Annotated in this window: 28 protein-coding genes; 17 read left to right on the plus strand and 11 right to left on the minus strand. The window is 33.4% G+C overall.

The genetic code is table 11. The features are described from left to right. Positions 1 to 298: 298 nt before the first annotated feature. Both BTR34_RS13200 and BTR34_RS13205 read right to left on the minus strand, forming a co-directional pair. Positions 299 to 493, minus strand: coding sequence for a cold-shock protein (locus tag BTR34_RS13200; RefSeq protein WP_068486174.1), 195 nt, complete (start codon positions 491 to 493; stop codon positions 299 to 301). A 129-nt stretch (positions 494 to 622) separates the two neighbouring features. Then, the gene (locus BTR34_RS13205) at positions 623 to 1261 is read right to left on the minus strand and encodes a peroxiredoxin (protein WP_068486176.1); all 639 of its coding nucleotides are present in this window, start codon (positions 1259 to 1261) and stop codon (positions 623 to 625) included. Positions 1262 to 1369: 108 nt separating this feature from the next. On the opposite strand from BTR34_RS13205, the gene BTR34_RS13210 reads away from it, so the two are divergent. Further along, on the plus strand, positions 1370 to 1906 hold the full coding sequence (locus tag BTR34_RS13210) for a YfiT family bacillithiol transferase (RefSeq protein ID WP_068486178.1): 537 nt from the start codon (positions 1370 to 1372) through the stop codon (positions 1904 to 1906). Positions 1907 to 1919: 13 nt separating this feature from the next. On the opposite strand, the gene BTR34_RS13215 is transcribed toward BTR34_RS13210, so the two are convergent. Then, complete coding sequence (locus BTR34_RS13215; RefSeq protein WP_068486180.1) at positions 1920 to 2447, minus strand: GNAT family N-acetyltransferase; 528 nt, start codon at positions 2445 to 2447, stop codon at positions 1920 to 1922. Positions 2448 to 2471: 24 nt separating this feature from the next. After that, entirely contained in the window at positions 2472 to 3032 is a 561-nt protein-coding gene (locus BTR34_RS13220; RefSeq protein ID WP_068486181.1) for a thioredoxin family protein, read from the minus strand. 156 nt (positions 3033 to 3188) lie between these two features. On the opposite strand from BTR34_RS13220, the gene BTR34_RS13225 reads away from it, so the two are divergent. Genes BTR34_RS13225 through BTR34_RS13235 form a run of 3 tightly spaced genes read left to right on the plus strand, consistent with a single transcriptional unit; the run spans position 3189 to position 5489 of the window. Next, positions 3189 to 3527: a tRNA-binding protein gene (locus BTR34_RS13225; RefSeq protein ID WP_068486183.1), complete on the plus strand. Its 339-nt coding sequence runs from the start codon at positions 3189 to 3191 to the stop codon at positions 3525 to 3527. 4 nt (positions 3528 to 3531) lie between these two features. Further along, the gene (locus BTR34_RS13230) at positions 3532 to 4452 is read left to right on the plus strand and encodes a bile acid:sodium symporter family protein (RefSeq protein ID WP_068486186.1); all 921 of its coding nucleotides are present in this window, start codon (positions 3532 to 3534) and stop codon (positions 4450 to 4452) included. After that, positions 4449 to 5489 carry a lysophospholipid acyltransferase family protein gene (locus BTR34_RS13235; protein ID WP_197496193.1) on the plus strand — a complete coding sequence of 347 codons (1041 nt, stop codon included), beginning with the start codon at positions 4449 to 4451 and terminating at the stop codon, positions 5487 to 5489. The genes BTR34_RS13230 and BTR34_RS13235 overlap by 4 nt, the downstream gene beginning before the upstream one ends. An 82-nt stretch (positions 5490 to 5571) precedes the next feature. Here the strand turns inward: BTR34_RS13235 and BTR34_RS13240 are convergent, their stop codons facing one another. Both BTR34_RS13240 and BTR34_RS13245 read right to left on the minus strand, forming a co-directional pair. Then, on the minus strand, positions 5572 to 5955 hold the full coding sequence (locus BTR34_RS13240; RefSeq protein WP_068486188.1) for a PUR family DNA/RNA-binding protein: 384 nt from the start codon (positions 5953 to 5955) through the stop codon (positions 5572 to 5574). A gap of 65 nt (positions 5956 to 6020) precedes the next feature. Then, a complete protein-coding gene (locus BTR34_RS13245) occupies positions 6021 to 7772 on the minus strand; it encodes an ABC transporter ATP-binding protein (RefSeq protein ID WP_068486550.1) in 1752 nt (583 codons plus the stop codon). Between the two features lie 160 nt (positions 7773 to 7932). Between BTR34_RS13245 and nusB the strand changes: the two genes are divergently transcribed. The 4 genes from nusB (at position 7933) to BTR34_RS13265 (ending at position 11246) form a co-directional block, all read left to right on the plus strand. After that, positions 7933 to 8880: a transcription antitermination factor NusB gene (gene nusB / locus BTR34_RS13250; protein WP_068486190.1), complete on the plus strand. Its 948-nt coding sequence runs from the start codon at positions 7933 to 7935 to the stop codon at positions 8878 to 8880. 44 nt (positions 8881 to 8924) lie between these two features. Continuing rightward, positions 8925 to 9395: a DUF1573 domain-containing protein gene (locus BTR34_RS13255; RefSeq protein ID WP_068486192.1), complete on the plus strand. Its 471-nt coding sequence runs from the start codon at positions 8925 to 8927 to the stop codon at positions 9393 to 9395. Positions 9396 to 9419: 24 nt separating this feature from the next. Beyond that, on the plus strand, positions 9420 to 9707 hold the full coding sequence (gene yajC, locus BTR34_RS13260) for a preprotein translocase subunit YajC (protein WP_068486194.1): 288 nt from the start codon (positions 9420 to 9422) through the stop codon (positions 9705 to 9707). Positions 9708 to 9896: 189 nt separating this feature from the next. Continuing rightward, on the plus strand, positions 9897 to 11246 hold the full coding sequence (locus BTR34_RS13265) for a Gfo/Idh/MocA family protein (protein ID WP_068486196.1): 1350 nt from the start codon (positions 9897 to 9899) through the stop codon (positions 11244 to 11246). Between the two features lie 5 nt (positions 11247 to 11251). Here BTR34_RS13265 and BTR34_RS13270 read toward each other — a convergent pair whose 3' ends face one another. Both BTR34_RS13270 and pepT read right to left on the minus strand, forming a co-directional pair. After that, complete coding sequence (locus tag BTR34_RS13270) at positions 11252 to 11851, minus strand: YdeI/OmpD-associated family protein (RefSeq protein ID WP_068486198.1); 600 nt, start codon at positions 11849 to 11851, stop codon at positions 11252 to 11254. A 4-nt stretch (positions 11852 to 11855) separates the two neighbouring features. Continuing rightward, positions 11856 to 13079, minus strand: a complete 1224-nt coding sequence (gene pepT / locus BTR34_RS13275) for a peptidase T (protein WP_068486202.1) — start codon at positions 13077 to 13079, stop codon at positions 11856 to 11858. 124 nt (positions 13080 to 13203) lie between these two features. Here pepT and BTR34_RS13280 point away from each other — a divergent pair, with 124 nt between their 5' ends. Together BTR34_RS13280 and BTR34_RS13285 are read left to right on the plus strand one after the other, a co-directional pair. Further along, positions 13204 to 13602, plus strand: a complete 399-nt coding sequence (locus tag BTR34_RS13280; protein ID WP_157483925.1) for a hypothetical protein — start codon at positions 13204 to 13206, stop codon at positions 13600 to 13602. Between the two features lie 59 nt (positions 13603 to 13661). Then, the gene (locus BTR34_RS13285) at positions 13662 to 14705 is read left to right on the plus strand and encodes a quinone-dependent dihydroorotate dehydrogenase (RefSeq protein WP_068486206.1); all 1044 of its coding nucleotides are present in this window, start codon (positions 13662 to 13664) and stop codon (positions 14703 to 14705) included. Positions 14706 to 14779: 74 nt separating this feature from the next. Here the strand turns inward: BTR34_RS13285 and BTR34_RS13290 are convergent, their stop codons facing one another. After that, positions 14780 to 15190 carry a Dabb family protein gene (locus BTR34_RS13290; RefSeq protein ID WP_074472139.1) on the minus strand — a complete coding sequence of 137 codons (411 nt, stop codon included), beginning with the start codon at positions 15188 to 15190 and terminating at the stop codon, positions 14780 to 14782. Between the two features lie 86 nt (positions 15191 to 15276). Here BTR34_RS13290 and BTR34_RS13295 point away from each other — a divergent pair, with 86 nt between their 5' ends. From BTR34_RS13295 to BTR34_RS13325, 7 genes are all read left to right on the plus strand, one after another. After that, positions 15277 to 15897, plus strand: coding sequence for a LysE family translocator (locus BTR34_RS13295; protein ID WP_068486208.1), 621 nt, complete (start codon positions 15277 to 15279; stop codon positions 15895 to 15897). Between the two features lie 53 nt (positions 15898 to 15950). Then, complete coding sequence (locus BTR34_RS13300) at positions 15951 to 16820, plus strand: hydroxymethylglutaryl-CoA lyase (protein ID WP_068486210.1); 870 nt, start codon at positions 15951 to 15953, stop codon at positions 16818 to 16820. 143 nt (positions 16821 to 16963) lie between these two features. Next, the gene (locus BTR34_RS13305; protein ID WP_068486211.1) at positions 16964 to 18142 is read left to right on the plus strand and encodes a hypothetical protein; all 1179 of its coding nucleotides are present in this window, start codon (positions 16964 to 16966) and stop codon (positions 18140 to 18142) included. 23 nt (positions 18143 to 18165) lie between these two features. After that, positions 18166 to 18702 carry an FMN-binding protein gene (locus tag BTR34_RS13310; RefSeq protein WP_068486214.1) on the plus strand — a complete coding sequence of 179 codons (537 nt, stop codon included), beginning with the start codon at positions 18166 to 18168 and terminating at the stop codon, positions 18700 to 18702. Further along, entirely contained in the window at positions 18703 to 19215 is a 513-nt protein-coding gene (locus BTR34_RS13315) for a hypothetical protein (protein WP_068486216.1), read from the plus strand. It abuts the gene before it with no gap. Between the two features lie 39 nt (positions 19216 to 19254). After that, positions 19255 to 20727, plus strand: a complete 1473-nt coding sequence (guaB, locus tag BTR34_RS13320) for an IMP dehydrogenase (RefSeq protein WP_068486218.1) — start codon at positions 19255 to 19257, stop codon at positions 20725 to 20727. 122 nt (positions 20728 to 20849) lie between these two features. After that, positions 20850 to 22532, plus strand: a complete 1683-nt coding sequence (locus BTR34_RS13325) for a BACON domain-containing protein (RefSeq protein WP_068486220.1) — start codon at positions 20850 to 20852, stop codon at positions 22530 to 22532. Positions 22533 to 22604: 72 nt separating this feature from the next. Here the strand turns inward: BTR34_RS13325 and BTR34_RS13330 are convergent, their stop codons facing one another. Continuing rightward, positions 22605 to 25187: a M1 family metallopeptidase gene (locus BTR34_RS13330; protein ID WP_068486222.1), complete on the minus strand. Its 2583-nt coding sequence runs from the start codon at positions 25185 to 25187 to the stop codon at positions 22605 to 22607. Positions 25188 to 25335: 148 nt separating this feature from the next. After that, a complete protein-coding gene (locus tag BTR34_RS13335; RefSeq protein ID WP_068486224.1) occupies positions 25336 to 25872 on the minus strand; it encodes a thioredoxin family protein in 537 nt (178 codons plus the stop codon). Positions 25873 to 25905: the final 33 nt, after the last annotated feature.

The raw sequence follows: 25905 nt of genomic DNA on the forward strand, positions 1-25905 counted from the left end.
ATTTTTAAATATATGTAAACACCTGTATTGTAGAGATACGGGTGTTTTTTTGTTTAGAGTAATTACTTTTTTCTAGCTATAGAACTACTTAAAAATATTGCGATATTAATAATCATTAAAACAACAAATACGGTAAGAAAAATGGTCATATGTACATAAATAAGGTTGGGGAACGGTTATTTAATAACTAATAGATGGGAAATAGTAGAATAGGTTGCGTATAATTTGCAAAAAATAAAATAAAAAAACCCGAACCTAAAGATTCGGGTTTTATACTATAAAAAAGTTAAGTCGTTACCTAGTCAAGTACCTTCACATTAACGGCGTTTAATCCTTTTTTACCTTGTTGTAGTTCAAATTCTACAACATCACCTTCACGAACTTCATCGATTAAGCCAGAAATGTGTACAAAATGATCTTCGTTTGAACCATCTTCAGTGATAAATCCGTAACCTTTAGAATCATTGAAGAATTTTACTGTTCCTTTACTCATAATAGAAAAATTAAATATTAATTAAAGCGCAAATATAGTTTTTTTTTATTTAAAAACTTAAATTGTTATAGGTTATCTTAAAGTTAAGAAATACAATCTAACTTATTGACTATGAACTGACTTTCTAGTTTAATTTGTTGGGTCGGGAGTCATCCTTAAGTATGGTTTTACTTCAGTTACTCCCTTGCTAAACATTTCTTTTGCATCAGCTGTAGAAATAGCGGGACTAACTACAACATCTTTACCTTGTTCCCAATTTGCGGGCGTAGCAACTTTATGGTAGGCTGTAAGCTGTAAAGAATCTACAACTCTTAATAGCTCGTAAAAATTACGACCAGTGGAGGCAGGGTAGGTAAGTGTTAATTTCACACTTTTATCTGGGGCAATTATATAGACAGAGCGTACTGTTAAATTATTATCCGCATTTGGGTGTATCATATCATATAAATTAGATACTTTCTTATCTTCATCTGCTATAATAGGGAAGTTTACAATTGTATTTTGTACTTCATTTATATCTTTAATCCATTCTGCATGTGATGCGGCGCCATCTACACTTAAAGCAAGCATTTTTACATTTCTTTTATCAAACTCACCCTTAAATTTAGCAGCAGTACCTAACTCAGTGGTACAAACTGGGGTAAAATCTGCAGGGTGAGAGAATAATATTCCCCAACTGTCTCCTAAATAATCATATAAATTAATGGTACCCATAGAACTATCTGCTGTAAAATCTGGTGCTTTATCCCCTAATCGTATTGTTGACATTTGTTCGTGTTTTAAATTAAAATATTATATCCTATAAAGTTAGTAGATTAATGATTGATGTCTAAAGGTTTTTGGTTAAAAGTCTATTAAAATTTCTATTTTTATTTCATGGAAGAAATAGAAAAATTAAAATATCCGATAGGTCATTTTGAATGTCCTTCAGAGATTTCAATAGAAAAGATAAATGAATGGATTTTAGTTTTAGACGAACTTCCAAAAAAACTTTCAAGCTTGGTATCTAACTACTCCGAGGAGAAATTAAACACACCGTATAGAGAAGAGGGGTGGACAGTTAGGCAAGTTATTCATCATTTAGCGGATAGTCACCATCATAGCTATACAAGATTTAAATGGGCCTTAACTGAGGATAAACCATTAATAAAAGCATATGATGAAAAGGAGTGGAGTGATTTATTTGACGCTAAGACAGCACCAATTACATTGTCGTTAAGTTATTTAACTGCCTTACATGCTAAATTGGTGTATCTACTAAAAGGTATTTCAGCAAAAGATTATCACAAATTCTATATTCATCCAGAAGGACAGGTAAGTGTCTCTGTAGCCGAAAATTTAGGTAAATATGCATGGCATAGCAATCATCACTACGCTCATATTAAAAATTTAGCTACAAAAAATAAGTGGTAGATTGTTTTGTAAATTAAACCTCTTTTAATAAAATATACATTGGTTTTTCTTTTTCGATGACATTATTGAATGGTACTTTCGTAGTATCAATAATAATAAACTTGTTTGCTAAATAAAAAGGAAGGGCTGCACCACTTTGCATGGAGGCTAAAAATATTGCTTTCTTAGAAAATTCTCTAGCTCTTGCCTCAACAAAATCTAATGTAGCCTTACCTATTCCCATTCCCGTAAACTCTTGTAGGATGTAAATTTTATCTAAATAAAGTGCCTCTTTTTTATTAAAATTAGCAATGGATTTGTTAATTTCTAATTTTAACAGGCCTTTATAATCTCCATCTTTTTCAAGTAAGTAAAGTTCGGTGTTCGTGTTTAACTCTTCGTTTGCTAGTACTTCTTTGGTAAAGCTATTTTCGATATAGGTCGTTGTGTCACCATTTGGCCAAAGATGACGGTAATGTTGATTATAGGCTCTGGTGCCAATTGTAATGTATATGTCGTATAGTTTGGGTTCAAGCAAAATAAATTTAAGAGAAGATTTCATTTTAGAATACTCAATAACTTGGGTTTATTTGTTTTTCCATTTTATACCACAGCCAATACTTGGCTTTTGAATTTCAGCATTCTTTTTTCCTGATAACAGGCAGTCAATTGCTTTTCTTAGATCTTTTCCATTTAATGGCAACTTATTACCAGGTCTGGAATCGTCTAGCTGACCTCTATACGTCAATTTTAGTTTATTGTCGAAAAGATAAAAATCTGGAGTACATGCTGCTTCATATTTTTTGGCAATCATTTGGTTTTCATCGTACAAATATGGAAATGTATACCCTTCGGCTTTTGCTTTTAATCGCATAAATTTAGGTCCGTCCTCTGGGTATTTCGCAACATCGTTACTAGAAATAGCAATAAATTCTATTCCTTTTTTTTGATATTCATTTGCAAGTTTTGTTATTTCTGGATTTACATGAATAACAAAAGGACAATGATTACAAATAAACATAATTACAGTACCATGAGATCCTACTAAAGAATGAAGATTTGTGGTTGTTTCACTAATAGTATCCAATAAACTAAATTCTGGAGCTATCGTTCCTAAAGCTAACATGTTGCTTTCTGTTCTTGCCATATCAACTAAAAATTTATAGGTACAAAGTTAAGAAATTTAGAAATTTTGTTTTTTCATAGTACGATTCATAACTTTCAAAGTTTTTTTAAACTAGTGAAGCCGAATTAGGTCCCGCTCAAAATTTTGCCATGAGCAGCTAATAGTAACAATTAAATTATGAACGAGACTATTTCATGGAAAGACTTTAGTAAAATTGACATGAGAACGGGAACCATAGTCGCCGTTTTCGAGTTTCCAGAAGCAAGAAACCCATCGTACAAATTGCATATAGATTTTGGAGAAGAAATTGGAACTAGAAAGACCTCTGCGCAGGTTACAAAAAACTATGAAAAAAAAGAACTTATAGGTTTGCAAGTGATTGCAGTAATTAATTTTCCTAAAAAACAAATTGCTAATTTTATGAGTGAATGTCTTATATTAGGAGCGGTTGAGAACGATGCAGTAATTTTAATTCAACCTCGAATGAAAGTACCTAACGGATTAAAAATCTCATAGTTTATTGACTGAAAACATTTTAGATAACGTACATATTAATTTTGATACAGGGTCATTATGGGTAATGAACCTTGTATTAGGTTTAGTAATGTTTGGTGTTGCTTTGGAAATTTCGATAAAAGACTTTAAACCTTTATGGTTAAAACCTAAGGCACTACTAGTAGGGTTGTTAAGTCAGTTTATTTTACTGCCAGCAATTACTTATTTATTAGTAGTTTTTATAGAACCATTACCCAGTATTGCTTTAGGAATGTTTATGGTAGCGGCTTGCCCTGGAGGCAATATTTCCAATTTTATTTCTTATTTGGCTAAGGCAAATACCGCGCTTTCTGTTAGTCTTACAGCAATTGCTACGCTATTGGCCGTAGTTCTGACACCTTTGAATTTTCATTTCTGGACTATGTTATATACGCCGAGTTCTAGCTTAGTTCAAGAAATTTCGATTTCTTCATTTGAAATGATAAAATTAGTCTCGCTACTTTTAGGATTGCCTTTGTTATTAGGTATGTATGTTAATTATTTAAACGAAAAATTTGCGTTGAAAATAGCAAAAAAACTCAAATTTGTTTCTTTAATCTTTTTTGTGAGCCTTGTATTTATTGCTTTATATAATAACCGCGTCGTTTTTATGGATTATGTTTTTTATGTTTTTTGGATAGTATTAATTCACAACCTTATTGCTTTTACTACTGGGTACAGTGTAGGTAAGTTATTTAGATTGCCTAATCATAGCGTTAGGTCAGTAACTATAGAAACAGGAATACAAAATTCGGGGTTAGGTTTGTTATTGATTTTTACTTTTTTCGACGGTTTAGGTGGTATGGCATTGTTGGCTGCGTTTTGGGGGATTTGGCATATTGTTTCGGGTTTAATTTTAGCAGGCTTATGGAATTATAAAGCTGTAATTAAAGAAAGATTGGTTTGAGTGGGTTATATTCCATAGTAAAATATGTTGTAAAAACCGGACTATATGGCTATCATAAGAAGATTGTAATTTCTGGTTTGGAGAATATACCTAAAGATAAACCTGTTCTGTTTTTGCCTAATCATCAAAGTGCTTTAATTGATATTCTTCTTATTGCAACAGATTGTAATCGGAAACCTTTTTTCTTAACTAGATCAGATGTTTTTAATGGAAAATTCCTAAAACGTGTATTCTCCTATTTTCAAATGTTGCCCATATACCGTATGCGCGATGGTCGTGAAACGCTAACTAACAATAGTTTTATTTTTGATACTTGCGCCGAAATATTAAATGATGGGAATGCAATTGTAATTTTTCCAGAGGCAAATCATAATCTTCAACGTAGAGTTAGGCCTTTGAGTAAAGGGTTTACAAGAATAATAATGAGGAGTTTTGAGCTTTATCCAAATTTGGATATTCAATTAGTTCCTGTAGGTTTAAATTATAAAAACGCTGTTCATTTTCCTGACCAGGTTGCAGTACGTTATGGAAAACCAATTTCGGCTAAAAGCCTATTTAATGTAAAGGCTATAAATCAATCCAGTCAAATTATAAAGGATAGCGTCGCTTTGGCCTTAAAAGAACTTACTACGCATATAGAGAATGAGTATGATCTTACTTTGAATAGGTTAATGAATGATAAAGTAAATTTTCTTAATCCGTCTGAAGTAAATAAAACTATCCTTTCATATAGTCAACAACAACAGCATATTGAAATTATTCCTGTTGATCAAGAAAAAACAGATTTTTTTAAATTGTTATTTGAGGTCTTAAACTTTCCGATCGTAACCTTATGGCGTCTTTGGTTAAAACCAAAAGTACCTGAAGCTGAATTTATGGGAACTTTTAGGTTTGCACTTGCCTTTATTTGCTACCCAATTTATCTTTTGACCATTTTTTTAATACTATTCTATTTCTTTCCTTTAGCTCTAGCATTAGTAATCACTGGTCTGTTAACATTTTTGAATGTGTTTTTAGTAAAATATGTATTGCGTTAACATTTAAGCTTATAATCTACTAAAAATAAAAACGGCCCTTAAATATAAGAGCCGTTTGGTGTTTTTTAAAAAAGACTTTTACTTAGATATCTTCAAAACTAACATCTGTAAAACTAGAAGTACTTGCTGTTTTTGTTTCTTCTTCAATTTCAGTTTCTGTTTCTTCTTTCTTAAAGTCTTTTTGATGTCTTTCGGAAATTACTTCGCTACCTTTTTCATTAATAATGAAGTCCATCATTTCTTCAACATTCTCTTTAAAGGCGTCAAAGTCTTCTTTGTATAAATAAATTTTGTGCTTTTTATAATGGAATGAACCATCATCATGTGTAAACTTCTTACTTTCTGTTATCGTAAGGTAATAATCCCCAGCCTTGGTACTTCTTACATCGAAAAAGTATGTTCTTCTACCTGCGCGTAAAACTTTGGAGTGAATTTCTTCCTGATCTGATAAATCTCTTTCGCTCATTTCTAATGTTTAGTGTCGTTATGCTATCAAAAATGGAAAAAAAAACGGTATCTGACAACAATTTTCTAATTTTCTTTCTCTGAGAGCTGTTTGTGGTATAGCTCTTTGTAGTAGCCTTCTTGGGTGTTTAATTCATCATGCGTTCCTTGTTGAATTAGTTTGCCTTCATCTAAAACAAGTATTCTATCTGCATTTTTGGCCGATGAAACCCTATGGCTTACAATTAGTGTAGTTCTATTCTTAGAAGCTTTTTTAAGATTATTTAAAATTTCTTCTTCTGTTTCTGTATCTACTGCAGAAAGGCAATCGTCAAATAAATATATTTTAGGTTTTTTAATTAAGGCGCGTGCAATAGAAACACGTTGTTTTTGACCACCACTAAGTGTTATACCTCTTTCTCCTAATACCGTATCGTACTTTTTAGAAAACCCTATAATATTTTCATGTACTACGGCATCTTTAGCAATGTTAATAATTTCTTCATCGCTGGCATTTTCTTTACCAAACTTAATATTGTTTTTAATACTATCGGAAAATAGAAATGCGTCTTGTGGAACCGCACCAATTGATTCTCTTAAATTGGTCAGGTCAAAATGCTTAATTGGTTCGTCATCAATCAATATTTCTCCAGAAGTTGTGTCGTATAGTCTTGCAACTAAATCTAATATTGTAGATTTTCCTGACCCAGTTTTACCTAAAATAGCTGTGGTTTCCCCTTCCATTACTGTAAATGAAAGGTTATTCAACGCTGTTATTCCTGTGTCTTCATAAGTGAAGCTTACATTTTTGAATTCTATTTTACCTTTTATTTCTTGTGTATAACTTGGCGTATTCTTTAATTCAGGAGCTACCTTCAAAAATTCGTTAATTCTTTCTTGACTTGCTGCCGCTCTTTGTACAATAGATGTTAACCAGCCTACAATAGCAACTGGCCAGGTAAGCATATTTACGTATAGTATAAATTCGGCAATTAGCCCAACGCTAATTTCACCCGCAAGATATTGTTTGCCACCAATGTAAATTACTAAAATATTGCTAATGCCAATTAATAAAATCATTAAAGGAAAAAACCACGCATTAACTTTAGCTAGGCTTACACTCTTTTCTTTTCCATCTACAGCAAGTGCCGTTAATTCATTATTGGTTTGTGGTTCTAAAGCATAAGCTTTTATAACAGATACTCCCGAAAATACTTCTTGCGTAAAAGTTGATAAATTGGATAAGTATTGCTGTACGATAGTACTTCTTTTATGAATGATTTTACTTATTTGGTAAATCATGACGGACAAAATAGGTAAGGGTAATAGGGTATATGCTGCTAATGTAGGAGCTTTAATGAACATTAAAGGTATTAAGCACGCAAATAAGGTAAGTGTTTGTATACCATACATAATTGCAGGTCCCGCATACATACGAACTTCGTTGACATCCTCACTAATTCTATTCATTAAATCTCCTGTTCTGTGTTTTTTATAAAAGTTGAGACTTAATTTTTGATAGTGGTCAAAAATTTCATTTTTTAAATCATATTCAATATATCTAGAAATGTTTATAATGGTCTGGCGCATTAAAAAAGTAAAAAAGCCAGATAGTAACGCAGCACCTACTATAATTAAAATGTAATTTAATAGTAACTCTTGAGCTGTTGTTTTTTCAATTTCCGTTCTGATATATTGCTCAACAATAGAAATAGATTTGTTGACATAAGATGGCATCACCAACTGAAAAAGACGTGCCACAATAGTAATAACTATTCCTAATAAAAGTTTAAGCCTGTATTTTTTAAAGTATTTATTTAGATGCTTAAGTTCTTTCATAGGTTTTTCGAAAAATAAGATTATATATTTTCTTAGGCCAAAGATAGTTTTTTGCCCTAAAACCAAATGTTATAAATAAGCTAAGATAAATGCGATTGCTATTGTGACCCTTTAAATAGATACTTACCTTTGCAGCTTCAATTAAAAAAAGTTCTTTAAAATGCTTACAAGAAGGCACATTAGGGTAAAGGTAATGCAAAGTATTTACGCTCTAATTCAATCCAAGGATGATTCCTTGCAAAAACAAGAGAAGTTTTTAAAAGTAAGCATAGAGAATACCTATACGCTTTACTTACTTTGGCTTAGTCTTTTTATAGAAATACATAAAAGAGCCGCAGACCAAATTTCGTTATCGGCCAATAAATATATTGCTGATAAAAAGCAAAAATTTCCAAATCCTAATAGGTTTATTCAAAACAGACTATTGTTGCAAATTGCGGACAATAAGTTATTGGCCGAAGAAATTACACATAGAAATTTAGATAATTGGTATTTAAACGAAGAGTATGTTAAACTTATCTATAAAGATATTGTAGATAGCGATGCTTACCAAGATTATATGTCTGTAGCGGAAAGCGATTATGCTTCTGATAAGGAATTGATATTGACATTGTTTAAAACCATTATAGCTCCTAACGAAAAAATCTATGATTATTTTGAAGATGATAAACTAACATGGGTAGACGATATTCCTATTGTGAATACTTTTGTATTAAAACATTTAAAGAAAGCAAAACCTGTACATCCTGAATCTTACTTCTTACCCAGCTTAATGAAAGATGATGACGATATGCAATATGCACTACAGCTACTCTCTAGAACGTTGCTGAAAAATGAAGCCTTAGAAAAAGAGATTGAAGGCAAAACACCAAACTGGGATAAAGACCGTATTGCAGAGATAGATAGTATCTTATTAAAAATGGCCATATGTGAGTTATTACACTTCCCTTCTATACCAGAAAAGGTTACTATTAATGAATATTTAGAAATAGCTAAAGAGTACTCTACCCCAAAAAGTAGCATATTTATAAATGGTATTTTAGATAAGCTTACTAAAGAATATAAGAGTGAAGGAAAGCTTAACAAAATGGGTAGGGGGCTATTATAAAAATATTTTATAATTTTACACTTAATAGATAAATTTAAAATAGTATGAAAAAAATAGTATTAATTGTTGGTCTTGTATCAATGGTAGCTTTTACTTCTTGTAAAGACAATGCATCAAGTAAAATTAAGATGGACAATGTAGAAGAAGCTGCAGTTAGAGATGAAGCAGCAAAAGCAGTACCTGTAATGTCTTTTGAAAAGGCAGAACATGACTTTGGAACAATTGAGCAAGGTGCGGCACAGGAAACAGTTTTTAAATTTACTAATACAGGTAACGCCCCTTTAATTATTACCGATGCTAAAAGTAGCTGTGGTTGTACGGTTCCTAATCCTCCTAAAGATCCAATTGCACCAGGTGAAACAGGAGAACTAACCGTTAATTTTAACGGAGCTGGACAAAATCAGGTTACTAAGACCATTACTGTTACGGCAAATACTGAAAAAGGTTCCGAGCTTTTAAGAATTAAAGCTTTTGTAAACCCAAAAGGAGCAGCTCCATTAGGACCTGTTAAATAATTATAAATACATATAAACCAAGAAATGGGTGATATAGGGCAGTTTCTTCCGATGATTTTAATTTTTGTGGTCGCATATTTTTTTATGATCAGACCTCAAATGAAAAGACAGAAGGATGAAAAGAAGTTTTCGGCAGAATTAAAACGTGGTGATCGTGTTATTACCAAAAGTGGTCTGCATGGAAAAGTTGTGGATTTAAATGATAATGATTTTTCTTGTGTACTGGAAACAATGGCAGGGAAATTAAAGTTTGATAGATCTGCCATATCCATGGAAATGAGCGCTAAATTAAATGCTCCAGAAAAAAAGTAAACTACCTCAAGGTTAGCCAAGTGTAGGTCTTCTTAAGAGAATAACCTTATAGTTTCAAGGCAAGTCTTTGAGTTTTAAAATCTCGAATATCGAGTAATTTTTCTGAATTCATATAAAAAACATCGATGGAAACATCGGTGTTTTTTTATGAACAAATGTGTTATATTTATGTACACTTAAATCAATAGCATGCTACACAATAGAAGAAGTTTTATTAGAAAAGGAACCGCAGGGTTGGTAATGACAGGAGCATCATTTATGTTTCCGATGGAATTATTATCAATGATGCGTAAAAAGGTTGGCGCCAATGACACTATAAATGTTGGCTTGGTAGGTTGTAAGGGAATGGGATTCTCAGATTTAAGCTCTTTTCTAAAAATGAGCGAAATCAATGTCATAGCATTATGCGATGTAGATGAGAATGTATTAAGTGAAAGAACTGCTGATCTTGAAAAAGCGGGAATTAAAAAGCCAAAATGGTATAACGATTATAGAAAGTTATATGAGAATAAAGATATTGATGTTGTCATTATCGGCACTCCTGATCATTGGCACTGCCTTCAGTTAACGGATGCTTTACAGGCAGGTAAAGATGTGTATTGCGAGAAACCGATTGCCAACTCTGTGCAAGAGGCGAACATTATGTTAGACTTTGTGCAATCTCGTGATAAAATCGTTCAAATAGGGCAGTGGCAACGTAGCCAACCCCATTTTGTTGACGCCATTAATTTTGTACACTCTGGTGCTTTGGGTGAAATACGTTTGGCAAAAGCATGGGCATACCAAGGTTGGATGAAACCGGTACCTGCGGTGGCAGATTCCCCAGTTCCTGCGGGAGTAGATTATAAAATGTGGTTGGGTCCGGCACCAGATAGAGCCTTTAATAAAAATAGATTTCATTTCGATTTTAGATGGTTTTGGGATTATGCTGGCGGCCTAATGACGGATTGGGGAGTGCACCTTATGGATTATGCGTTGTACGGTATGAAAGCCGGAACACCCAAATCGGTAATGGCCTTGGGCGGAAAATTTGCATACCCTAATGATGCATCAGAAACTCCAGATACGCTTCAGACGGTTTACGAGTATGACGGATTCTCAATTCTTTGGGAACACGCCACAGGTATAGATGGTGGTAATTACGGTAGAAACCACGGTATTGCTTTTATTGGAAATAACGGAACTTTAGTTGTTGATCGTAATGGTTGGGAAGTAATACCAGAAACAGAATTTCAAGGGTGGAGTAAAGAAGGGATTCCTAAAATTGAAGCCATTTCAAATGGTAAAGGTGATTTCAGCGGATTGGATTTGCACACTAAAAACTTTATTGATGCTGTTAAAAGTAGGGATAATACAAAACTAAACGCACCAATAAAAGTTGGCTATGATGCTGCTTTGGTTTCACATATGGGAAATGTTGCCTTTAAAACAGGAAATAGAATTTATTGGGATGAAACAGCAGGGCAATTTAAAAATGAAGAAGCCAATCAGTTTTTAAAAGCAAATTATCATAATGGCTGGCAGCTGCCAACTTTGTAAATATTTTATTTTCGGTAAATATCGTTGAGACCTTTACCGGCTATTATTAACGGAACTATCTTTTCTAATCGAGATAGTTTCGTTTTTTCTTGTTTTGCCGTTGCAATATACTCAGCGTAGTCTTTTTGTTTGGAATAGGTTAATTTGTTAAATGAAGTTTTTAGGTCCACATTGTTTTTAAGCGCAATAGTTAAATGAGTGGGGATCTCAATTTTGGCTTTTGGTTTCTTTTCAACTTTTAACTGCAATCCCTTTTTTTGATTTTTAATAGCCTCTTTTATGTACGCTGTAACTACCTTTTTGTCGATGTCTTTTTTTGATGAAAATTTCCAGTGACGCATTGCCATGGTTTTGCCTTCTTGTGCATTTTCAAGTACTTTTTTTGGGTCGCTTAAAAACACGCCGTTAAAGAACCAAATTCCAAAATGAGTCTTAAATTTACTAATAGCAATAACATTTTTATCATCAATCATATATGTCGGGAAGCTCCATTTGTAGGTTTCTGTCAACCCACATGCTAAAGCTAGGGATCTTAGCTCTGCAACTCCACTTTTAAAATGATGCGCTTCATTATAGAATTTATCTAATTTCTCTTGCTTTTCCATCGAATTATCTATTTGCGGTTAACTCACATATTCTAACAATAACCTCTACCGCCTTTTGCATACTTTCTACGGGTACATATTCATATTTGCCATGAAAATTATGGCCGCCAGCAAAAATGTTGGGACAAGGCAATCCCATATAACTTAACTGAGAACCATCTGTTCCCCCTCTAATAGGTTTTATAATTGGTTTTATACCAATATCCTTCATTGCTTTCTCGGCTATTTCTATAATATGGTAAACAGGTTCAATTTTCACTTTCATATTAAAATACTGATCTTTTAATTCGAGTGTAATACAATTATCGTATTTATGATTGTATTTTTTGACCAATACTTTTAGTAATTCTTTTCTTTCATTAAAACGTTGTAGGTTGTGGTCTCTAATAATTAACCCAACAGTAGCGTTTTCAATTTCCCCATTGATATGATGTACGTGAAAAAAGCCTTCTCTGTCATCGGTTTCTTCCGGTATTTCATGTTGAGGTAACTCTCCTATAATTTTATTGGCAATAAGTGTGGCATTTACCATTTTACCTTTTGCATAACCTGGGTGCACACTTTTGCCTTTAATAGTGATTGTAGCTTCTGCAGCATTAAAATTCTCGTACTCTAATTCGCCAATTTGACTTCCGTCCATGGTATATGCCCATTCAGCACCAAATTTTTTAACATCGAATTTATGAGCACCTCTTCCTATTTCTTCATCGGGTGTAAAACCAATGCGTATAGTACCGTGTTTAATTTCTGGATGTTTAACCAAATATTCCATTGCAATAACTATCTCTGTAATACCAGCTTTGTCATCTGCACCTAATAGTGTAGTGCCATCTGTCGTGATAATTGTTTGTCCAATATATTGTAGCAAATCATCGAAATAGCCAGAAGATAATATGATGTTTTTTTCTTCATTAAGTACAATATCCTTTCCATCGTAATTCTCAATTATTTGCGGTTTTACATTGGTACCACTAAAATCCGGAGATGTATCAAAATGTGAAATAAAACCTATTGTGGGAACATCATGAGTTACGTTAGATGGCAGTGTTGCCATAATATATGCATTGTCATCTATGGTAACATCTACCAACCCAATAGCCTTTAAATCTTCCACTAGCTTATTTGCTAAATTCCATTGTTTTTTAGTACTAGGTGTGGTTTCTGAATTCGGGTCGCTTTGGGTGTCAATAGTAATGTAACTGATAAAACGGTCAATGATATGTTGCATAGTAAAACGATTTTATCAAAAATAGGCTTATAAATTGTAATTTAGTAAATGTAAGATTCGATAAATTTTAATGATGAAAAAATATAGTTTTATAGTGTTTTTCTACGCTTTTACTTTTTTTAATATGCTAAACGCACAGGCAGATTGTATTTTAGGTGTTGGTATCACAAATGATTCTATAATTTCGGATATTTTTCTATTGAACGAAATGCAGCATGAGAAACTTAGAAGTTTTAGTGCCGAATTAAAATATAGAAACGATTTGTTGAACATAGAACTTAAGAATGTAAAAAATAGGCATCCGCAGAGTAATGTTACGGAATTACGACAATTAGCCGATAAATATAAAAGTGTAATGGACAGTATGTCAAGTGTGCAATCTATGATAGATAAAAGAATGTTGTCATTATTTAATAGCAAACAATACGAGTTATATAGAGTGCTGTGTAAAGAGGCTGCTCGTTCTCCGTTCGTTGTTATACCAGTTGTATACACCGATAGTGTCAATAACGAAAACAGATAATGTATTTAGGTTCATTTTAAAATACTCTTTCGTATTTTTGCCACAACTAAACTATATAAATGTACAGGCTTATTATTAGACCTATTTTGTTCCTTTTAGATCCAGAAAAGGTTCATCATATTAGTTTTTCTTCCATTAAATTTTTATCTCAAATTGGGTTATCGGGTCTTTTTAAATCAATTTTTTTGATAGAGGATAAAAGGTTAGAACGAGAACTTTTTGGATTGAAATTCAAAAATCCGGTAGGCTTAGCTGCGGGCTTTGATAAAAACGCAGTGCTCTATAATGAGCTATCAAATTTTGGATTTGGCTTCGTAGAAATAGGAACATTAACGCCAAAACCACAAGATGGAAACCCTAAAAAAAGATTATTTCGGTTAAAAGCCGACAAAGCTATTATTAACCGTATGGGGTTTAATAACAACGGAGTTTTTGATGCGGTTGAAAAATTAAAAAAAGAGCATAAAGTTCTAATAGGGGGAAATATAGGTAAGAATAAGATAACCCCAAATAATGAAGCTATTAAAGACTACTTAATTTGTTTTGATGCATTGTTTGATCACGTAGATTATTTCGTTGTAAATGTTAGTTCACCAAATACTCCGGGGTTAAGAGAATTACAAGATAAAGAGCCATTAATGGCATTGCTTAATGAATTGCAATTAGAAAATTCTAAATTATGTAAACAAAAGGAAACTATTCGAAAGCCTATACTTTTAAAAATTGCGCCCGACTTAACTGAAAGTCAATTGTTAGATATTATTGAAATAGTGGACAAAACAAAGATTGACGGAGTAATCGCTACCAATACCACAATATCACGGGATAATTTAAAATCACATGCACCTTTAGTAAAAGAAGCGGGTGGATTAAGTGGAGCACCATTAAAAAATAGAAGTACTGAAGTGATACGGTTTTTAGCACAAAAAAGTAATAAATCGTTTCCAATTATTGGTGTAGGTGGTATTCACTCTGCTGAAGATGCTATTGAGAAATTAGAAGCTGGTGCGGACTTAATTCAACTATGGACAGGTTTTGTATACGAAGGCCCTGGTTTAGTTAAAAAAATAAATAAGTCCATACTAGAAAAGCTAAATGCTTAAAATTTATAACTGCTAAAAACAAAAAGCCATTATACAAAGAGTATAATGGCTTTTTGTTTTATATAAATTAGCAATTATGGCTTCGTCCAATAATCGAATACAAGTACATCTTCTAAATAGGGGGTTAGTACAGCACCAAAAGCCTTATGGTCGGGGTGTGGTAAGTATATTGCACGGTCTTCTTCACTATTAAAAGTAAGAAAGAATGCATGTGTAAAGCCTTTATCCAAGCCTTCTGGACTATTATTTAATCCGTATTCATACCCTTTTATTTCACTAATTTTAGATGGTAAAGCGCTAAATGCATCTTCAACTTCTTTCATTTGTGCTTTAGTGGTTCCTTCTTTAAACTTAAAAAGAACAACATGTCTTAAAAGACTATCCGTTTGTATCATTATAGTTGGGTTGGGATTTTTAGTAGTTGCAGTAAAAGAACTTGCCATAAATGAAATACTAATTAAAAAAATAAAGGTTTTAATTTTCATAGTTTGTTGATTTTTAAACAAGATATTAAAAATAGGTGTATTTCATGTTAATTCGTACTTTTCGGGTTAAACAAATATATTTTTAATTGAACTACGACATTTTATTGGCCTTTTCTATGGCAACGTTTGTTTTGGCACTTTCACCCGGACCTGATAATATTTTTGTGCTCATACAAAGTATTAGCAATGGTAAAAAATATGGATTAGCGGTCGTTGCAGGTTTAATGACGGGATGTCTAGTACACACTACATTATTAGCTTTTGGAGTCTCCGCGATAATCAAGAACAACCCTACAATATTTACATTTATTAAAGTCTTTGGCGCCGCGTATTTAGTATATCTTTCTATTATGGTGTATAAGGGAGGTGATGCCATATCTATCGAAGGAGAAGACCCAAATAAAAAAAGTTTTGGGTCATTATATAAACAGGGTTTTATAATGAATGTATTAAACCCAAAGGTGACCATATTTTTTCTTGCCTTTTTTCCAGGGTTTCTATTTTCAGATTCTTTAAGTAACGTCATTCAATTTTACACCCTTGGTTTTTTATTTATTTTAGTTTCTTCAATTGTTTTTGGAGGTATAGCTATACTGTCTGGTCAAATCTCAAATTTTTTAACAACAAATCAAAGAACAGGTTTTGTTTTAAAATGGGTTCAAATTATTGTCTTCGTCGGTATTGCCATTTACTTATTTTTAGGGTAGTTTATTTGAAGTATTAATAGTATATACTTATTTAGAGTTTGTATTTTTGCATAATGTCTAATTCAAGGATTAAAATAGTTGAATGTCCAAGGGATGCCATGCAGGGCATTAAGCAATTTATACCTACCAACGAAAAGGCAAGGTATTTGCAATCTTTATTAGGTTGTGGATTTGATACGCTGGATTTTGGCAGCTTTGTTTCACCAAAAGCAATACCTCAAATGGTAGATACAGCTGAGGTTTTGTCAAAATTAGATCTTTCTAAAACTGATACAAAATTACTTTCAATAGTGGCAAATGTTCGTGGAGCAGCAGATGCCGTGTCGCATCCCGAAGTAGATTATTTAGGTTTTCCTTTTTCTATTTCAGAAAATTTTCAAATGCGAAATACGCATAAAACTATTGCACAGTCAGTAGAAACTTTACAAGAGATTTTCAATTTAGCAGATGCAGCTAATAAAGAGGTTGTAACTTATATTTCAATGGGTTTCGGTAATCCTTATGGTGACCCTTGGGATGTAGAAATTGTTGGTGAATGGACGGAAAAACTTGCAAAAATGGGAGCTAAAATTTTATCGCTCTCGGATACCGTTGGTTCATCCGACCCAGAAACTATTTCTTATTTGTTCTCTAATTTAATTCCTAAATATCCGACCATAGAATTTGGGGCACATTTACATACAACACTATCAAAATGGCATGAGAAAATTGCTGCTGCGTATGAATCCGGTTGTAAGCGTTTTGATGGTGCAATACAAGGTTTTGGAGGTTGCCCAATGGCTAAAGATGATTTAACTGGTAATATGCCTACAGAAAAAATGTTGTCTTATTTCACTGCAGAAAAAATAGACAGTGGTGTAAATTGGATGGCTTTTGAAGCTTCTTATAATAAAGCTACCGAGCTATTTACAGCTTACCATTAAATAGGGTTTCTCTTATACTTGAGTTTTGATTATTAAGTTTATTTAGATTTATTACAAATAAACTTTGATAAGTTCATAATACATTATAGATTTGCACCCCGTTAATAAAAAGTTAACGCTTGGTTTAAATAAATTTGTCTATAATGAAATACACTTATTTAGTTTTATTGGTAACAGTTTTTGGTATTGTTAATGCACAAACAAAAACCGATTCTATAACCTTAGTGCCGCAAACACAAATGAATGCCGCTCAAAGGCTACTTTCTGGTAACTATGCTTCTGCAGTTACCGTTGGCGCTTATGCCGAAATGCTATATAACCAACCAGAAGGTGATAATGGGGAATTAGATGTACAACGAATGGTGCTGCTTTTTGGATACCGTTTTAATGATAAAACCCAATTTGTTACAGAAGTGGAATTAGAGCATGTAAATGAAGTATTTGTAGAGCAGGCCTTTGTCAATTACGCAGTTGGAAGTAATGTTAGTCTACGAGGTGGATTAATGTTGGTGCCTATGGGAATTGTAAATGAGTTTCATGAACCTACAACGTTTAACGGAACTGAAAGACCGGGTATGGATAATGCTATTGTACCTACAACGTGGAGAGAAATTGGTGTAGGAGTTGCTGGTAGGTTTAACAATCTTAATTTAGGTTATCAGGCCTATGTTTTTAATGGATTTAAGTCTACCGAAGCTAACGGTACTGGCGGTCTATCTGGCTTTTTAGGAGGATCTAGTGGTTTGCGTGGTGGTCGCCAAAAAGCAATACAATCAACAATAGACAGTCCTACGTTATCTACGAAGTTAGATTATTATGGTGTTCCAGGCCTGCGTTTGGGTCTTTCTACTTATTTTGGTAAAACTCAAGCTGCAGATGATATTGAAACTATTGATGGGGCCAATATTGGTATTGCAATGGTTGGTTTAGATGCTCGTTATGCTTATCAAAGATTTACAGCACGAGGACAGTTTATAAATGCATCTTTATCAGATACCGAAGAATATAATACAGCTACTGGTAGAGATTTAGGTAGTGCATTGAGAGGGTTTTATGTTGAAGGAGCTTATAACTTACTCCCTGTTGATAAAGAACAAAAATTATTCATCTTTACAAGATATGAGCAATACGATACGCATGCGAATACAGATGGTAATTTGGTTAGAAATGATGCCTACAATAGAACCGATGTTACAAGCGGATTAACCTATCACCTTGCACCAGGAGTTGTATTAAAAGGAGATTATCAATTTAGAAGTAATGCCTTGAACGGTGATGATGTAAAGGATAGACTTAATTTTGGAATAGGAGTTTGGTTTTAATAGTACACTAAAAGTTGTGTTTTATGAAGTTCACATTTAAAAAAGTTTCACTTGGTTTTATTATTATTTTCCTTTTGATGGGATTTGGTCTACCAAAAAATATTCAAAAGAAAGTAGATAAAGAGATAGCAGCTTATTTCGATATTGATACGTTTACTATGGAAGCTGTTTCTGTTCTAAAAAACAATAAATTAGATTTGCCAAGTAAGTTTGATGGAGAAAATTTACTACGTGTTTTTGACGGGAAAAGCCCGGTAGGTTATGTTTATGTGGAACAAGCACCCAGTAAAACGGCCAACTTCGATTATATGATTTTGTTAGATAATAATTTTAAAATCTTACATTCTAAAGTTTTAATTTATCGCGAGGAATATGGAGGCGAAATAGGAAGTAAGCGATGGCTAAAGCAATTTAATGGTAAAATGCCAGGCGATCGCGTAGACCACGAAAGTAACATAGATGGTATTGCCGGGGCTACTATTTCTGTGCGATCTATGACCAATGCAATTGATGACCTTTTACAAAGTTTATCTATTTTAAAGAAGCATAAAGTATTATAAATGGAGTTTAACGGTCTTTTATCCAAACTGCCGAAACCTATAAGAGTTTTTATAGGAGCATTTGTTATTATACTTTCTATTGGATATTATACCGGATTGCTTTTTGTTTCTGAAACTAGTACTGCCTCTGCCACTGGAATTGAAGAAAATTATTTAGGAAATGAATCAGATGAAAATGCTGATGTTATGAAATTCAAGAAAAGTGAAAGACAAATGCTAACTATTATACATACGCATATTTTGTCTATGTCTTTTATCTTTTTCTTACTAGGAATATTGGTTTGGCTTGCTAAATTACCAATGAAGCTTAAGTTGTTTTTAACCGTAGAACCATTTATATCAGTAGTGCTAACATTTGGGGGTATTTACCTTCTTTGGTCAGGATTTTTATGGTTTAAATATGTTGTCATACTCTCTGGAATTTTAATGACGCTGACCTTTACGATATCTGCATTAATTGTGCTTTATCAATTAACATTCAACAAACAATATCCTAACAACTTTAACCAATAATAATCACTATATTTGCACGCAATTAAATCCTTAATTGCTATGCAAGCTCACCAAAACAAAATTCTAGGAGAAGGTCTAACATACGACGACGTATTATTAGTACCCGCATTTTCTGAAGTACTTCCAAGAGAAGTAAATATCCAGACTAAATTCACAAGAAATATCACAATAAATGTACCGATAATATCTGCTGCGATGGATACGGTTACCGAGTCTAGAATGGCTATAGCTATGGCTCAAGAAGGTGGAATTGGCGTTTTGCATAAGAATATGACCATAGAGCAGCAGGCCATGAAGGTGAGAAAGGTAAAACGAGCAGAAAGTGGTATGATCTTAGATCCTGTTACTTTGCCACTTGATTCCAAAGTGAAAGATGCCAAAGCTAGCATGAAGGAATACGGTATTGGAGGTATCCCGATAGTAGATGCCGATGGGAAACTTTTAGGTATTGTAACCAATAGGGATTTACGTTTCGAGAAAAATAACGAAAGGCCAATAGCTGAGGTAATGACATCAGAGAATCTGGTAACAGCTGCAGAAGGTACTTCACTTTCAGAGGCGGAAGATATATTGCAAGAACACAAAATTGAAAAATTACCTGTTGTAGATAAAAACTATAAGTTGGTTGGTTTGATTACATTTCGTGATATTACAAAACTTACCCAAAAACCTAGTGCAAATAAGGATCAATATGGTCGTTTGCGTGTGGCGGCTGCGTTAGGTGTTACGGGTGATGCGGTTGATAGGGCAGAAGCATTGGTTAATGCCGGTGTAGATGCTGTAGTTATTGATACAGCTCATGGCCATACAAAAGGCGTGGTTGCGGTATTACAAGCAGTGAAGAAAAAATTTCCGAATCTAGATGTTATTGTTGGTAACATTGCTACTGGCGAAGCAGCAAAATTTTTGGTAGAAGCTGGTGCAGATGCCGTTAAAGTTGGTATTGGTCCAGGTTCTATTTGTACTACAAGGGTAGTTGCAGGTGTAGGTTTTCCACAATTTTCTGCAGTATTAGAAGTAGCAGCAGCTATAAAAGGCTCAGGTGTTCCGGTAATTGCCGATGGGGGTATTCGTTACACGGGCGATATTCCAAAAGCAATTGCAGCAGGTGCAGACACCGTAATGTTAGGTTCACTTTTAGCGGGTACAAAAGAATCTCCTGGGGAAACCATTATCTATGAAGGACGTAAATTTAAATCGTATAGAGGAATGGGTTCGGTAGAAGCAATGAAACAAGGTAGTAAGGATCGTTACTTTCAGGATGTTGAAGATGATATTAAAAAATTAGTACCAGAAGGTATCGTAGGTCGTGTGCCTTATAAAGGAGAATTGTATGAAAGTATTCACCAATTTGTCGGCGGGCTAAGAGCTGGTATGGGGTATTGTGGCGCTAAGGATATTGCAACTTTACAAGAGACGGGTAGGTTCGTAAAAATTACCGCTAGTGGTATAAATGAAAGTCATCCACATGACGTTACCATTACTAAAGAAAGCCCCAATTATAGTAGGTAATCTGTACTAATATGTAGGTTGACGATTTTTTAGTCTAGGATAATTATTTACGGAATTTGTATTTATTTTTGAAATACATTTGGGTGTTTTGTTGATTTCTCAAATGAAATTCTCGCTTAAATATGAAGACAAATAATTTTGTTGTTTCTCACATTTTTTTACTTTGTTTTATCATTTTTATTCCTTTAAGTTGTACTACTGAAGAAAGTGGTTCAGAGGATAGTTTGCAAATTTCTACTAATAGCATTGTTTTGGATGAAAACGGTCGCGGAACAGTAGAAGTTTCGATAACTGGAAAAGGAGAATATACCATTAATTTTGTCGAAATTCCTGAATGGCTCAGTTTTGCTTATTTTAATAGTGATGCTATAGTGTCTGAAGGGAATAATTTGGAGTTAGAAGTTATTGCTACCTCTAACCTAGTGCCTGGTATATACACAGGAACTGCAATTATTACTGCTGAAGGTGTTGGGTCAGTTTCATTAATTGTAACTTATGAAGTTCTAGCTTCGAACATGAACTTGTCCAAAAATATTCTTGATTTTGGATATTTTGAGAATGAGCTAGAATTTGAAATAACCAATACAAATGGGCCTACTTTTAATTGGGAGATTCAAAATTCTAATTCCTTTATAACTTATGAGCCATCAACAGGAATTTTAAATCAAGGTGCCTCTATAACCGTTAGAGCCATTTTAAATAGAGAAGTGCTTACTTCAGATATTTCTGATTTTAAAATACCCATTAGTAGTAATTTAGATCAGGTTATTGATCAGAATGTAAACATAAATTATTTTAAGGAAGAAAAGTTTTTGATTGATGGGGTAGTTGTAGATGCAGAATATGATCGTGAAAACGATGTGTTAATATTTGTTTCAACTTCCCCAAATAAATTAAACAAGTATAATCCTATAACAAAACAGGTCAGTAGTTTAGATCTTAATATGTCTCCTAATTGCGTTTCTATTGCTCAAGATGGTAATCATGCAGCAGTAGGGCACAACGGCCGTTTTTCTTATGTTAATCTTCAAACCATGCAATTGGAACAAATGTTTGAGGTTACATGTGACGCAAGCGATATTATTTTAGCACCAAATAACTGGGTTTATGTTTTTCAAAAAGACTATCAAGGCACAGAATTTCGTTGCTTTTCTTTGGGAAATGGAATGGAAACCCTAAGCACTGGTTGGGGATACTATAATTCTAAGGCAAAATTACATCCTTCTGGTAATTATCTTTATGTAGCCAATAATGGATTAACTCCTTCAGATTTTGACAAGTATGATATTACTGGTGGCGCTGCTATACATTTATACGATTCGCCATATCATGGAGATTTTGACTTTGCTGGTAACATATGGATTAATGAAAGTGGAAACAGGTTGTTTGCAAAGAGCAGAAATGTTTTTGACGCTACAGATGATCAACTAACAGATATGAAATATGATGGGGTATTGGACGGTGTACAAATGATTGCTACAATGGATGTGCATACTGCCAAGAATAAGCTGTACGCAATTTTAGAGACTGGAGATGGCTGGCCGAAAATACCAGGTAATATTATAAATGTCTATGACGCAGAATTTTTAACGTACCAATCTCAAATTACCTTGCCTGGATTTTTAAAAAACAATGAAGATGAACACCCTGGTGTTTATGATTCTGAAGGTCATTATAGTTTTTTTAATGGTGATGGTACGGAATACTATGTTCTTGTTAAAACTAAGTCTAATTACAATCCTTATGACGGTAGTAATTATTACTTCCCTAACGATTGGGCTATTGTTACCTTGCCAGTTAATTAATAATTTAGTTAAAAGAAGAATATATTTATAACAAAAAAAAGGTCTAAAAAACCTCTTTTTTGTTGCTCTATTTTAATCTAGTGAAGAATCAATCGGTTTATGCAAAAGTTGAACCCTTCTTAAATCATCTGAAGCTTGAAGCACTTTTAATTTTAAGGATGAATTTAAATTCGGATTTTCTTCTAAGTAACTTTGTAAAATTTCATATGCTTCCGGTGAACTGTAATTTCCTATAGTACTACTTAGCCATCTTTTTGGGAAAAAGATATCTCCTGTTTTTTGTATTTCATCTAATAAGTCTAAACTAGCTCTTAGATACTGAATGGATTCTTTTTGAAGTAAAGGGTGATTTAAATTATTCATTGCATTAGCAACCCACGATTCTTTTGCTCGGTTTTCTTCTTGTTTTAAAGACTCGAAAAAATCATTTCTAGTCTGCTGGTCTTTTGATAAAGACGGTAGCAAAAATTTAAGCCTATTTAATTTATCATTATTGCTAATAGTCTGTTCTGCTCTTTTTAAAATATTTTTACTCTCTGGGTGCCCGTATAGTGCCAAATCCATTGCTAATTCGGTATAATTGTCATCGTTAAGTTTTAGGTCCTTAATCACTAATTTTTTGTTCCAAATTTCATATAAGTGTTTTAATGAAACATCTGTATAACCAATTGATGTGTAGGTAGCGTACAATGTCTTTTTGATATTTGCTGGTAACTCTTCTTGTAATTTAGACCATACTTGCTCACTAATTTCTTTCTGATAAAAAAGGCGTTGTTCTGCTGTAAGATATTTCCAAAAAACTGAAGTGGAGTACCTAGAGATGAGATTAATTAATAATTCATTCTTTTCATTAACTAGCCCTTTTGAGTATAGCTTTATTGCTGCAGTGGGAGTAATACTGCCATTTAGCATATTCTCATACACATTAATGTAGGCATAGCCACGAGCCACTTGGTCATTAATTTTTGGTATGATTTCTAGATCTTTTTCTTTGAGTGGAAATACACCATAGCCCTCTGCATTGGAATTATAAAGTATTGAAGTTGGTTTAGATAACCCAATAGCTTCATCTAAAATCAATTCATTGGCAATCATATTTACGGTCAATGTTTTTGTTTCATCAGGATATAGAAACAGCACTTCAAATGTTTGTGGCCATGAGTGGTCAGAAATATCTTCTGCTTTTTGGGATAGTTTAAATGATGCGATTTTGTTATCACCATCATATTCTATGGAATCACTGAAAATGGGTCTGCTAGAATTATTGACCCAAACATCGCTCCACGCAACCATATCTATGGATGATTTTTTGTCCAAAATTGTAATTAGCTCTCCCCATACAGCATTTTTAAAGGCAAATGTTTTTATATATTCCTGTATACCTTTCTGAAATGCCTCTTTACCTAAAACGGTTTCTAGTTGGCGCATCATTATTGGTGCTTTATTGTAAATAATGCTGCCATAAAGGGAACCTGCGTTGTTGAGGTTTTCTAAATCTTGCCGAATAGGGTTAGTGCCCAATGTTCTGTCCTCACTGTAAGCATTAGGGTAGTGGGTAATCATGAAAGCTAATTGATGGTCTATATCTGGAAAAGCAGGATTCATGATCTTATCTGCCATGAAGTTTGCAAACATTTCTTTCATCCAAACATCATTAAACCAATTCATAGTTACTAGATCGCCAAACCACATATGAGAAGTTTCGTGGGCAATTAGTTTTGCACGACTTAATTTATTATTGGCGGTTGCACTCTCATCTAAAAAGAGCGAATTTTCTCTATATTGAATTGCACCGACATGTTCCATACCGCCATATTGAAATCCGGGTATCGATGCAAAATCCATTTTTTGAAAAGGAAAAAGATATGCGGTATATGCTTCTAAAAATGATAGGGATTGTTGATGTAAATTGAAAATAGAATCTAAGCTGTACTTAATTTTAGTAGAATCTGTTTCGCGGTATAGCATGGTCATATCCATAGTAGCCGGTTTTTGGGTCACAGATTCAAATTTGCCTGTTACAAATGAAAATAGATATGTGCTCATTTGGTCAGAAGCACCAAATTCATGCCTAGTGTATTCACCTTGCTGCGTTTGCTTTATTTCCTTGGAACCGCATAAAACTTTCCAGTCGTTTGGCGCTGAAATATTCAAGGTGTAAATTCCTTTTATATTAGGCTGATCAAAACAAGGAAATAATGTTCTTGCACGATCAGGTACTAATAAGGTGTATAAATAATCTTCATTTCTATTTAAAGAAAGTTCGCCGGCATAAAACTCAATGGTAATAGTGTTATTTCCTTTTATTAAGTATTCTTTTGGCAAAATGATGTGTTCATTTTTATGAAGAATAGCAACATCTGTTTCATTAATGGATACCGATTTTATTTTTGATGTTTCTTCTTTAAAGTCTAAGTAAACAGGTTCTTGAAGTTGTTTTAAATCAAAGTCTAAAATTAATTTAGAACTTATAGGATCTTCCTGTTGCTTAGGGATATCAAAACTAAGGTTATAATGAACTTTTGAGATTAGAGAAGCTCTTTGTGTTGCCATTGCTTCTGACACACCAGATTCAACTTGCTTTGCAACTTCATTGTCGTTAGAGCAAGAAATTAAAAGGACAACTAAAAAACTAGCGTAAAATAAGTTCTTCATAAGTTAGAATTATACGTTGTTGTGAAAGTACTTTAATGGAAATTACTTTCCAATTTTTCAACAACGTATAACTCTAATTGAAAATAAAATAATAAATAAGTCATTACATAGGGGTAATGACTTAGGTGAACAGGTGTAAAAGTTATACTTATTTGCCAGCTGCACCAGTATAGGCTTTCCAGTCTTTTTCCTTATATATGTTATCGCCAAAATAACGAGCTATTTCTAAGAATGGCTCCGGTTTTTGATAACCAGGTATTGGTGAAAGCATATTTAGTTCCTCATCTAAAAAAATAGTAGTTGGGTAACTTAAGCGGCCTTGCATTAGGGCAGCCGCAAACTCATGATAACCTTTTCTACCAGATGGAACAAACTTATATGTCTTACCTTTATATTCGACAGGATCTTTACCTTCTCCATCAAATTTCACCATATAATAGTTTTCCGACATATATGCAGCTACCTCAGGGTTTTGAAAAGTATCTTTATCCATTTTCTTGCACCACCCGCACCAATCAGTATATACATCCACAAATACCTTCTTAGGGTTTTTTTCAGTCGCAGCAAGTTGTGCAGCTTCATCCCAAGAAAGCCATTTTACTTCCTGAGCTAATGAGACGCTTGTAATTAGTATAAAAGCAATCGGTAAAAGTATTTTTGAAAAATAATTAGAATGCGATTTCATATATTTTATTTGAGTGTTTAGTCCAATAACAAT

Source organism: Maribacter hydrothermalis, assembly GCF_001913155.1.
Taxonomy (GTDB): Bacteria; Bacteroidota; Bacteroidia; order Flavobacteriales; family Flavobacteriaceae; genus Maribacter; species Maribacter hydrothermalis.